The sequence below is a fragment of the Desulfonauticus sp. genome (assembly GCF_055126295.1).
In genome coordinates this window covers 50800-61237 of sequence record NZ_JBSRHE010000014.1, presented here as the reverse complement: position 1 = coordinate 61237, position 10438 = coordinate 50800, and the positions used below count along the sequence as shown (strand labels likewise).

The following is a 10438-nucleotide window of genomic DNA, read 5'->3' as shown; positions in this document are numbered from 1 at the left end:
ACCAGGTATGCCAAGAGGCTCGCTGGTGGAACTTTGGAGATGCGGAAAAGGATGCCACTGATTTGATGGAAGAGTTTTTTAAGGATTCCATGTGCAAGACGCCTCCCAATGGTTGTGATAAGGGACATAAAAGCTACCGTGAACTTGCTGAAAAGTACAACTTGCCCAAGGGAAGGCAATATAATCAAGGCTTCTATGGCACCTTGCGCGGAAAAATAACAGTGGTGACCCCAAATGGAAAAAAACCCGCCAAGGGAGCTCTGGTTACTGTTCGTTCCCTTCTGGATAATGAAAAGTGGGAAACTCAGGCAGATGAGGAAGGCCGTTATGAGATGCACCAGGTTCTTTTACACAAAGAATGTAAACCTTTGTTAATCCATGCGCAATACGGCGATGACGAAGCAAGTGATACCTTTTTCGGACCATTGGAAGAGCCAGACCCAGGATCTGTGCATGAGAAGAATCTGGAAATCAAAAAGGGGAATGTTTCTTTTCTCATTCACATTGAAAATCAATGGGAACTTCCCCGAGTTGTAGACGAAACTGGTACTCCCACGGTGGAGGAAGTGGGGTCTAGTGGTATGATTATTCAGGGTAAATTAAGATATCTCGTGGACGAATCCAATGAATGGCAAGATTTTTACCAGTTTCAGGAGGTTAAAATCCAATACTCTTTTCTGGAAAAGGTCTATGATTATGGGCATGCCCCAGACTGTCCGGAGATTATTGAAGAGTATATTGACCAGGGACAAAAGACTTATACTCCTCCCTCAGAAAGTAGAATGCTTCTTCAAAAAGCTCCCAGTGGAGCTCCCTATCCAGATATGATCCTTTTTACTATGCTTGGAATCCCAGAAGGTCTAAAGATAAATGGAAAGATGCAACAGTGCGATGGAAGTGGGAATATTAAATTGACTGCAACCTCCCAAGAAGTCAGCTTTGAGGCCGTGGTGTTGCAGCTTCTGGCCAGCAGGACCAAAGGGAAGAGGTCTCGCACCATTTGTGATAACTCCTTTGCAGCTACATTTAATGAAATATGGCCCTCAGAAAACGAAGAAAAAGACCCACACTGTGAGAAGAGTATCCAAAAGATTACCTGGAGTTTCTTCGGATTAAAAAGCAGGAAGTAAGTCTCCACAAACCAGTAAATTTGTAATTATTTATAGATATGGGTAGTTTCTTTTGAATAAAGTATTCTTTTAGGATTTGATATGAACTTAATAAACCTCTTTTATAAAAACATTTTTTACTTTTCTAGATTTAAGTATATTCACAATTATTTCATATGGTTATTGACTTTTTTATTTTTAGACTTGATAACATTACGGTGGATATTTGATATTACCAGGAACAATGAATTAGACAATATATTTAAAGTTTTTGTTTGTTGAGAGATATATTTAAGTTTACAATTTAATTGTATGATTTATATAATATTTTTTTACTAATGATGTTTTTATAATATAAAGTTTTTATAATTTGATATTTTAAAGATAAATAGTTATTATTTTTTTAATTAAATCTAATGGTTATTTTTGTTTGAATTGGTTTAAATAGATTAGATTGTTAGATAGTATAATAATTGATAAATGTAAAAAATAGAAGTATAAAAATAAATAGTAAGGTTTTTTAAAGTTTAAATTTTGATTAGGGGTATGGAATGAAAAAAAATATTTTACGTGTTAAAGAATCTATAGCTTTGAATATTGCAAATTCAAATTTTACATTAAAAAAAATATTTTATTCTTTGATTTCTGTTATTACAATTAGGACTTATTTAGAATTTATGTTAGAAAAGAATCATAGCTTGTTTTTTTATAAAAATTTATATTTAAATTTAGTAAGTTATGCCCATATATATTTATCATGGTTATGTGTTTATTTTACAATTGCAGTGATATTATCATTTTTTCTTGGGATTAAAATTATAGAATCTATTAGGCTTACAGTTATTTTTTCTCCAGTTACCATAATTCCTCCTCTTTTCGATTATTTTTATTATGATTTTCAAGGAGGAAATATTTTTTATAGTTTTGAAATAAATACTTTTTTATATAACTATTTAAATTGCTTTAATCCATATGTAGAATTAGATATGGTAAGTAGAGGGGTCAGGCTTGAAATTTTATTAGTGATTTTAGGAGCTTTTTATTTGTCATTGCTTGTCTTCGAAAAAAAATTGTTTTTAAGTATTGTTTTAACTCTTGTAATATACTCAACAATTTTTTTATATGGATACTTACCTGCTATTTTTAAAACCTTTGGGTTAAATTTTTATAAATTATCAGGATTCTCATTAACAGGGATAACTTTAGCTCAGAAGTTTTTTTATATGTATTTATTTGTTTTTATTGTTCTTATTTTTTTAATTTTGTATGCCTTAAAAAGAGAAAATTATGAAAATTTATCGTCAATATTGTCCTTTCTATACCCAAGCAGGTTGATATTTTACTTACTTTTGTTAGGAATGGGATTTTTGTTCATATCAAAGGAAAATAATATTCACTTGCTGATTTTTAATTTTGAAGATTTGTTGAAATTTTTATCTGCATCAATATCGATCATTATGTTGTTTTTATATGCCAAAATTTTGAATGATATATATGATATAGATATCGATAAACTTTCAAATGCGAGCAGGCCGATCGTCTCAAATAGAGTGTTATTAGAAACTGCTGAGTCCTTAAAGCAAATTTTTTTGCTGCTTTCATTAGTTTTTGCTATAGCTACGGATCAAAGCTTTATATTTTATTGGTTTTTTATAGCTTCTGCCTCCTATGTATATTCAGCTCCACCTCTAAGAATTAGAAAATTTTACCCATTTGGTCACCTTTTGTTGGCAACAATTGGGGTTAGTGTTTTTTTGGCTGGAGGTTCATTAATTAAGTCTTACTATGATATTTATAATATAATAAATAAAAATATTATAATTTACATTTTTATTGCTTATTTTTCAATTTCAAATATAAAAGACTTTAAAGATATAGACGGAGATATTTTTAATAATGTTATGAATATATGTGGTTATATAAAATTTCCCAAAATTTTAAGTATAATTTTTATCACTACTTATACAATTTGTCTCTTTTTTATTGGGCAAATTCTTGAAATTAATTCTATCTTATTATTAATTTTGTTGTCTATATTTTTGATTATTTCAACTTTTCATATTTATAGAACAAAAAATATAAAAAATATAGAAAAATTAATATATGTATCACTTTTGGTTACAATATTTATTTTTATAGCATGGATATTTAATATTTACTCTTTAAATATAAACTAATATCTCTTTAGTTCTCTAATTTCTTTAGCTTTTTTATTTATTTCTAACAATTCGTCAGTATTTAAATATGACCAAACTGCATTAAGAATTTTTGGATAAACTTCCCCTAAAATATCAGCTAACATGTCTGGTTTAGTATTAAACATGATATCTCCATACCTCCATTCTCCCTGTGGTGGTGCCCAAGGATCCGTTTGAGGATAGGAGTACCAATATTTTTTTATTCCAACTTGATATTCTCTCTCTAAAATCCCTAAATCAATTTTTTTTATCCACATTTTTTCACCAGATAAAGGCTCTCTTATCTCAAGAGAAATCCACATTTCTACAAATAGTTTGCCTGTTTTAACTTCACATCTTATAGGATTGCCATAACCATCATCATAAAAATAATCATTTTTCTCTCTGTTTTCTTTTTCAATAGGATAAATATAAATAGTTTCAGTTAAGGTTAAATTTGAGTCTTTTTTATCTGGATATGGTATGTCATCCAGGCTAGAATATGGCCCTTTTGAGGTCATTCCTTTTGCTATAATAATCTGCTCTAAGCTTATTCCAATGCTATTATTGAAACTCTTTATAACTTTATAGTAATCTTTTGCAAGTTTTTCTTTGTATGTAGGTTCTACTACTGAGATTGTAAGTGGTATTGATGCTGGGGGTGAATAAGATTGTGGAGTATACCCAGAGAAAGAATATGCAGACAAAGTAGAAGGTAATTTCATATAGGTATTAGTAGTTTCTGCACAAGAAATAATCAAAAATAAAATTAAAATTAAACATCCAAACCCATATATAGATGTAGTCATAACTTTATTAAATTTTTGCATAGTTAAACCTCCAATTTTTACTATGGATAACAGAGATTAACAATTATTTTTATGTTGAAATATAGCTAATAATTTTGAAATATGTCAAGACTTTTTTAACTTTATGGTTAGGAAGTTTTCAACTAAAACTGTACTTTTTATTTTTTTAAAAAGGAGTAAGTAAGGGGTAAGTAATATCAATGGGTTATTTTTAGTTCTTATAAAATATTATCTTTTATTTAACAAAGGTATCTGTTAAAATATTTAACAATCCAGTATAGGCTTTGGAGTCCAGCTTTTTGCTTTGGGAGGGGAGTACTTCTATTAGTTGGATGGGTTGAATACCTTGAGCCAGGAGTTCTGCACTGAAGTTGGCCAGGCTACATATCCTGCCAGCTGTGCTTAATTCCTGTCCGGAAAGTTTGCGAGGATAGCCACTGCCATCTAAGAATTCGTGGTGTTCCAGATGACAGTTTAAAAGAGGTTCTTCCCGAATATCTAGCTTACGCATTATATTGGCACTGGTGGTGGGGTGGTTAAAAAGTTTTTGTTGTTCTTCTGGAGTGAGATTGGATTTTTTTTCTCGGATAAATTTGGGTATACGGTAAAAACCGAGTTCATAGGAAAAGAGCCCCAGGGTTATAAAGATAATTTCTTTTTCTTTAAATTCCCTGGACATGTTTAAAAGAATGCTAAGACCAATTATACCTGCATTGTAAGTGTGTTTGGTCAAGTCTTCAGAGGTCTGGGTAAAGAGATTTTTTAAAAGGCCTTTTAGGCGATAGGGGTCCTGGCGCACATATTCTAGTAAAACCAACACATCTTCTTTTAACTGTTCCCAGGCTGGTTTTACCGGTTGTTCATAAAATTCTAATATCTTTTCTGGAATAGCTAGCTTTAAAATATCTATAATCTCTGTAGGAGTTAGATTTTTATCCACTAAAATAAGGTCCAATTGTTTACTGATGTGCTTGGAATAAATGGGATGGTCGTCTCTGGAAACAAATACAACTCCTTCTTTGGCCAGATTGATGATGTTTTCTCTTTCTTCTTCCTGGAGTCTGGTTTCTTTTTTATAAAGAGGTTGAAGAGAGGCAATGTTTTCTTTGAAGAGGTATAAGTTTACTGGCATTCTAAACTTGGGAAAACTTTCTAAAATGCGAGGGGATATTTGATAAAATTCCTGATTTAAAGAAGCTGCATCAATTTTTATATTTTTCATTTTATGTAGACCTTAATCAAATTGGTTGGACAGCTATCCTGTCCTTCTTTAGGATGCCCTGCAGTAATTACTACCAAGTCTTTGGAAACAAATTTATTACTATTTTCCACAAAATATTCTACTCTTCTTAAATGGTCTATAATATTTTGTCCAGTCAATATTGGAATTACTCCCCAGAAAAAGTTCATATACTTTAACACACTTGCAGATGGACTGAGTCCATATATGGGCTCTTCTGGTCTAAAAGAGCTAAGTAATCTTGCTGTAGTGCCAGAGTTGGTATGGGCCAGTAAGGCTTTGGCCTTTAACTTTTGAGCCAATACACAGGCAGCGTGAGCTATGGACATTTCAGAATCTTTTTCTTGCGGCTCGGCAATGGATTTTCGCAATTTAAAGAAATTTTTTTCTGCTTCTTCTCCTATTTCGCGCATGTATTTTACTGCTTCTACAGGGTAATTACCTATAGCTGTTTCTTCAGAAAGCATGACACAATCTGCTCCATCCAGAATGGCATTGGCAATATCTGTGGTTTCAGCTCTGGTGGGCATGGGACTGTTGACCATGGAAAGTAGCATTTGAGTAGCTACAATAACAGGTTTACCTGTTTGTTTGCATTTGCGAATGATTTCCTTTTGTAAAAAAGGTAAGCTGGGCAGGGGACACTCCAGCCCCAGGTCTCCTCGAGCTACCATTATGCCATCAGCAATAGCTAAAATGTCCTCCAGCCTGTCCAGAGCGGCCTGTCTTTCCAGTTTGGCAATAACAGGTAATTTTTTATTTTTTTTGGCACAAATGGCTTTGGCCTGGGCAATGTCTTCTGGCCCCTGTACAAAGGAAAGGGCAAGGGCATCAATTCCCAGGTCTATGCCTTCTAAAATGTCTTGCTTGTCCTTTTCAGTAAGGGCTGCCAGTTTTAATCTTTTGCCTGGGAAGGTAATACCTTTGCCAGAAGTGATAAGTCCATTGTCTCTGGCTTTTAGGAGTAATTCCTCAGAAGAGTTTTTTAACACTTCAAAGGCCAGACCACCATCACTGATGCGCACCAGGTCTTTGGGAGAAAGAGTATCCAGTAGTTCCAGGTTGGCAAAAGGGATGAAATTTTCTGCTTCCTGCGGCCCTTTTCCCAGGTAGAAGAGCTCTTCTTTGTGTACGGTAAGAGGGCTTTTTTTCAGGTGTCCAATTCTGATTTTGGGTCCGCAGAGATCCTGGAGAAGGGTAAGAGGCTTTTTTAATTCTTCTTCAATGGTTCGGATTTTTTGCACTATATTTTCAAAGTCCTTGGCCCGGCCGTGAGAAAAGTTTAAACGAAAAATGGATACGCCATTTTCAATAAGACCTTTGATTACTTCTACTTTTTCACTGGCAGGACCTAGGGTGGCAATAATCCTGGTACGCATAGGCCTCTCCTTGTTCTAAGAGATTAGTATCTTTTATTTTCTTTATATCGAAAAAAAAAAGAAAAAAAAAGGGGTAAAGTTGTAAAAAAATAGTTGACTTTTTCTTGCGCTATGTAAAAGAAAGTGGTAAAAAGTGGTAAAAAGTAGAAGGAAAGGGATGTTTAGAGGGCACACACTGCGCAATATTGATGCCAAGGGAAGGCTACTCCTTCCTCCTGAGTTTCGGGAAGAGGTTTTACGGCTTTCTCCAGAGGGCAAGCTAATGTTGACCAATTTTGATCAGTGTGTGGTGGGGTATCCCTTGCCTGAGTGGGAGGCTATTGAAAAGAGTTTTTCCTCTTTAAATATGGCCAATAAACTTTTCCGAGATTTTCATCGTTTTTTTATTAGCGGAGCTATGGAAGTTTCCCTGGATAAGCAGGGAAGAATTTTAGTTCCTCCCTATTTAAGGCAATATGCCAAACTTCAGAAAGATATTGTACTGGCTGGTGTGGGGCGTAAGTTTGAAATCTGGGATAGAGAGCTTTTTGAAGCCCAGAGACAGGAAGTGGAAGCCAATTTTGAGCAGGTAATGGATAAACTGGCTGAACAGGGTTTTGAGTTAAGGTTTTAGCAATGGAACATATACCTGTTTTGGAGAAAGAAATTTTATTCTGGCTGGAGCCTGAAAAAAGAAAAAGAATTCTGGATGGGACCCTGGGTTTGGGTGGACATTCCTTTTCTTTGTTAGAGCATAGCCAGGCCAGACTGGTGGGGATTGACCTTGACTCTCAAGCCCTGGAACTAGCCAGACAAAGACTTACTCCCTTTGCAGATAGGGTGCACTTATTTGAGGGTAATTATGCGGATTTTGATTTGTTTTTGGCTGAGATGGGGTGGGAAAAAGTGGATGGAGTGCTCTTAGATTTGGGAGTGTCTTCCCTGCAGTTAGATTCGGCTGCAAAGGGGTTTAGTTTTTTAAGAGACGGTCCTTTGGATATGCGTATGAGTAAAAAAGAGGGGGAATCTGCTTTTTTTTTAGTTAATAAAGCTTCTTTTGAGCGCTTAAAGGAAATTATTTTTGAGTTTGGAGAGGAGCCCTTGGCCGGAAGAATTGCCAGAGCCATAGTAGAGGCTAGAAGTAAGAAAACTATAGAAACCACTTTAGAGTTAGCAGAGATTGTGAGCCGGGCCTATCCTGCCAAGCGAAGAAGAGAGGCCAGAAACCATCCGGCCACCAAGACCTTTCAGGCTTTAAGGATTGCAGTTAATAAGGAATTGGATTCTTTAAAAAGGTTTTTGGATAAAATATTTTCCTATCTTGCTCCCCAGGGTCGCCTGGCCATTATTTCTTTTCATTCGCTGGAAGATAGAATCGTCAAAAAGGTATTTAAAAAAGAAGCCAAAGACTGTCTTTGTCCCCCAGAAGTGGTGATTTGCCAGTGTGGCCATAAAAAACAAATTAAAATTTTAACTAATAAACCCATTTTAGCTGGAGAAGAGGAAGTTAGGCAAAATCCCAGAAGCAGGAGTGCTAAATTAAGAGTGGCTGAAAAGATATGAAAAAGGAAAGCTGGTTCCTGATAATTTTAATTTTTAGCGGACTCTTGTTGGGCTTTTTTAAAATCTGGCTCAGTATTTCCATTGCGGACTTGGCTTATCAATCCAGTAAATTAGAGAAAAAGGTTCTTGTAGCTCAGGAAAAACAGGCCAAGCTACTAGCAGAAAAAGAATACCTGCTCTCACCTTTAAGGTTAAAAGAAGAAGCTGAAAAATTGGGGTTAAGGCCGCCTCAGGAAAAGGAAGTAAGGGTACTGGCCAAATGAGCTTAAAGCATAGACTGAAAGCAAAAGACAAAAGTAAGCATCGCTTTGGACTGGTAGCAGTAGTTTTTTTTCTCCTGACTTTAGGGCTCTGGGCCAGGGCCTTTTGGATTCAAATTTGGTGGGCTCCAGAGATAAAAGCCAGATTTTCCAATCACTATTTTGTAGAAAAAAAGGTCCAGGGCTATCGAGGTAAGATCCTGGATCGCAATGGAGTGGTTTTAGCCCAGAGTGTCCAGACCTTTTCAGTATTTGCCAGACCATATGAGGTAAAAAGTGCCTCTTCAGTAGCTAAGCAGTTGGCCCGTATTTTAGAGTTAGATTCCAAGGAAGTATTAGAGAAGTTGCAAAAAAAGAATTCTTTTGTCTGGATTAAGAGAAAAATAAGTGATGCCAAGGCGGCTCAGATCAAGAAAATCTTTTTACCTGAGTCAGGGATATATTTGACTACAGAGTTCACCAGGGTTTATCCCCAGGGGCATCTGCTGGGGCAAGTCTTGGGCTTTACCAATATAGATGGAGAGGGTTTAGAGGGGTTAGAAAAGAGTTTTGATAAGGTTTTGCAGGGAAAGGAAAAACAATTTGTTGCCTTTCAGGACGGTAAGGGAAGGCTCATAAAATACACTTTCCTATCTCCTCTTTTAGCTGGCAAGGACCTGGTTTTAACCATAGACACAAGGGTTCAAGCCTTTGCCGAGGATATTTTGGAAAAAAGTGTGCAAAAGTTTCAGGCCAGGCATGGTCAGCTTATAGTGGTAGAGGTGGACAATGGCGAAGTCCTGGCTTTGGCCAATTATCCTTTTTTTAATCCCAACCTCTTTTATCTCTCCACTCCTCAAGAAAGAAGAAACAGGGCAGCCCTGGATCTTTTTGAACCAGGCTCTACAGCTAAGCCTTTTTTATTAGCTGCAGCTTTAGAAAAAAAAGTGGTGAAGCCCAAATCTATTTATTTTTGTGAGCAGGGAAAGTGGAAGCTGGACAACATAGTTATTGAAGATACTCATCCCTATGGCTGGTTGCCTGTAAACAAAATCCTTAGATATTCCAGCAACATTGGGGCAGGTAAAATTGCACTGGAATTGGGAGCTGAAAACTATTATCGCTTTCTCGCTGAGTTTGGCTTTAAGGATAAAGTGGATATCCCTTTACCTGGTCTTTCGGAAAGTTTGTTACGGCCACCCTATAAGTGGAATAGGGTAGACCTGGCTTCTGCTGCCTTTGGCCAGGGTTGGGCAACCACTGGTTTGCACCTGGTTCAAGCTTACTTAGCTATTGCCAGAAAGGGAGAGTTTGTTCCCTTAAAGTTATTACGTTCTCCTACAGTAGAGCAGGAAAAAGGAAGAAGAATTTTTAGCGTGCAAACAGGTAAGCAACTTTTGGACATGCTCTGGGAAGTGGTCAATCAGGAAGGCACAGGAAAGTTAAGCAAATTAGAAGAAGTGGAGTTAGGTGGAAAAACCGGAACAGCTCAAAAGGCGGATTTAAAACAAGGTGGTTATAAAGAGGGGGTTTATACTTCTTCCTTTGTGGGGTTGTTGCCAGCCAGAAATCCTAAATATGTTGTTTTTTTACTCTTAGATGAGCCTCGAAAAGGACATTACGGAGGGGTAGTTGCTGGTCCAGGCGTGAAGGAGATGTCTTTGCGACTTTTATCAGTAGATCACTCTTTACTTCCTTCAACTACTGTTCCTGCAAAAACAAAACATGTTTTTTCCCAGGAGATAAAAAAAGAAGTGGTATGGAAAAATAGATTGCCTGATTTAAGGGGACAGTCAGTGCGTAGAGCAATGGATGTGCTTATTTCCCAAGGCCTTATCCCTCAATTAAAAGGACAGGGTTTAGTGGTTAGAGGCCAGAAACCTGCACCAGGGGTGGAATTGAAGAAAAATATGCAGGTGGAATTATTGCTGGGAGAAAGTTAA

The 10438-nt window shown here is 36.1% G+C and carries 9 protein-coding genes; 6 read left to right on the top strand and 3 right to left on the bottom strand.

Translation table 11 applies throughout. The features are described from left to right. Together ACTCIM_RS08990 and ACTCIM_RS08985 are read left to right on the top strand one after the other, a co-directional pair. Positions 1 to 1130: hypothetical protein (locus ACTCIM_RS08990; RefSeq protein ID WP_472315101.1), on the top strand; the 1130-nt coding region annotated here is incomplete at its 5' end. Positions 1131 to 1660: 530 nt separating this feature from the next. Beyond that, complete coding sequence (locus ACTCIM_RS08985; protein WP_472315099.1) at positions 1661 to 3286, top strand: UbiA family prenyltransferase; 1626 nt, start codon at positions 1661 to 1663, stop codon at positions 3284 to 3286. Here the strand turns inward: ACTCIM_RS08985 and ACTCIM_RS08980 are convergent. The 3 genes from ACTCIM_RS08980 to pyk form a co-directional block, all read right to left on the bottom strand. Beyond that, on the bottom strand, positions 3283 to 4116 hold the full coding sequence (locus tag ACTCIM_RS08980) for a hypothetical protein (RefSeq protein ID WP_464280079.1): 834 nt from the start codon (positions 4114 to 4116) through the stop codon (positions 3283 to 3285). The genes ACTCIM_RS08985 and ACTCIM_RS08980 overlap by 4 nt on opposite strands. A gap of 214 nt (positions 4117 to 4330) precedes the next feature. After that, the gene (locus tag ACTCIM_RS08975; RefSeq protein WP_464280078.1) at positions 4331 to 5317 is read right to left on the bottom strand and encodes an HD-GYP domain-containing protein; all 987 of its coding nucleotides are present in this window, start codon (positions 5315 to 5317) and stop codon (positions 4331 to 4333) included. Further along, positions 5314 to 6714: a pyruvate kinase gene (gene pyk, locus ACTCIM_RS08970; protein WP_464280077.1), complete on the bottom strand. Its 1401-nt coding sequence runs from the start codon at positions 6712 to 6714 to the stop codon at positions 5314 to 5316. Before pyk ends, ACTCIM_RS08975 begins: the two co-directional genes overlap by 4 nt. A 157-nt stretch (positions 6715 to 6871) precedes the next feature. On the opposite strand from pyk, the gene mraZ reads away from it, so the two are divergent. Genes mraZ through ACTCIM_RS08950 form a run of 4 tightly spaced genes read left to right on the top strand, consistent with a single transcriptional unit; the run spans position 6872 to position 10438 of the window. Then, on the top strand, positions 6872 to 7327 hold the full coding sequence (mraZ, locus tag ACTCIM_RS08965) for a division/cell wall cluster transcriptional repressor MraZ (RefSeq protein WP_029967971.1): 456 nt from the start codon (positions 6872 to 6874) through the stop codon (positions 7325 to 7327). Between the two features lie 2 nt (positions 7328 to 7329). Further along, positions 7330 to 8256 carry a 16S rRNA (cytosine(1402)-N(4))-methyltransferase RsmH gene (gene rsmH / locus ACTCIM_RS08960; protein ID WP_472315096.1) on the top strand — a complete coding sequence of 309 codons (927 nt, stop codon included), beginning with the start codon at positions 7330 to 7332 and terminating at the stop codon, positions 8254 to 8256. After that, positions 8253 to 8519, top strand: coding sequence for a hypothetical protein (locus ACTCIM_RS08955; RefSeq protein ID WP_029967967.1), 267 nt, complete (start codon positions 8253 to 8255; stop codon positions 8517 to 8519). Before rsmH ends, ACTCIM_RS08955 begins: the two co-directional genes overlap by 4 nt. Beyond that, positions 8516 to 10438 (top strand): penicillin-binding transpeptidase domain-containing protein, encoded by a 1923-nt coding sequence (locus tag ACTCIM_RS08950; protein ID WP_472315093.1) that lies wholly within the window; start codon positions 8516 to 8518, stop codon positions 10436 to 10438. The genes ACTCIM_RS08955 and ACTCIM_RS08950 overlap by 4 nt, the downstream gene beginning before the upstream one ends.

Excerpts from the sequence above, each read along its gene's own strand:
- ACTCIM_RS08985 (WP_472315099.1), top strand. The coding sequence starts at position 1,661 with ATGAAAAAAAATATTTTACGTGTTAAAGAATCTATAGCTTTGAATATT.
- ACTCIM_RS08980 (WP_464280079.1), bottom strand. The coding sequence starts at position 4,116 with ATGCAAAAATTTAATAAAGTTATGACTACATCTATATATGGGTTTGGA.
- ACTCIM_RS08975 (WP_464280078.1), bottom strand. The coding sequence starts at position 5,317 with ATGAAAAATATAAAAATTGATGCAGCTTCTTTAAATCAGGAATTTTAT.
- pyk (WP_464280077.1), bottom strand. The coding sequence starts at position 6,714 with ATGCGTACCAGGATTATTGCCACCCTAGGTCCTGCCAGTGAAAAAGTA.
- mraZ (WP_029967971.1), top strand. The coding sequence starts at position 6,872 with ATGTTTAGAGGGCACACACTGCGCAATATTGATGCCAAGGGAAGGCTA.
- rsmH (WP_472315096.1), top strand. The coding sequence starts at position 7,330 with ATGGAACATATACCTGTTTTGGAGAAAGAAATTTTATTCTGGCTGGAG.
- ACTCIM_RS08955 (WP_029967967.1), top strand. The coding sequence starts at position 8,253 with ATGAAAAAGGAAAGCTGGTTCCTGATAATTTTAATTTTTAGCGGACTC.
- ACTCIM_RS08950 (WP_472315093.1), top strand. The coding sequence starts at position 8,516 with ATGAGCTTAAAGCATAGACTGAAAGCAAAAGACAAAAGTAAGCATCGC.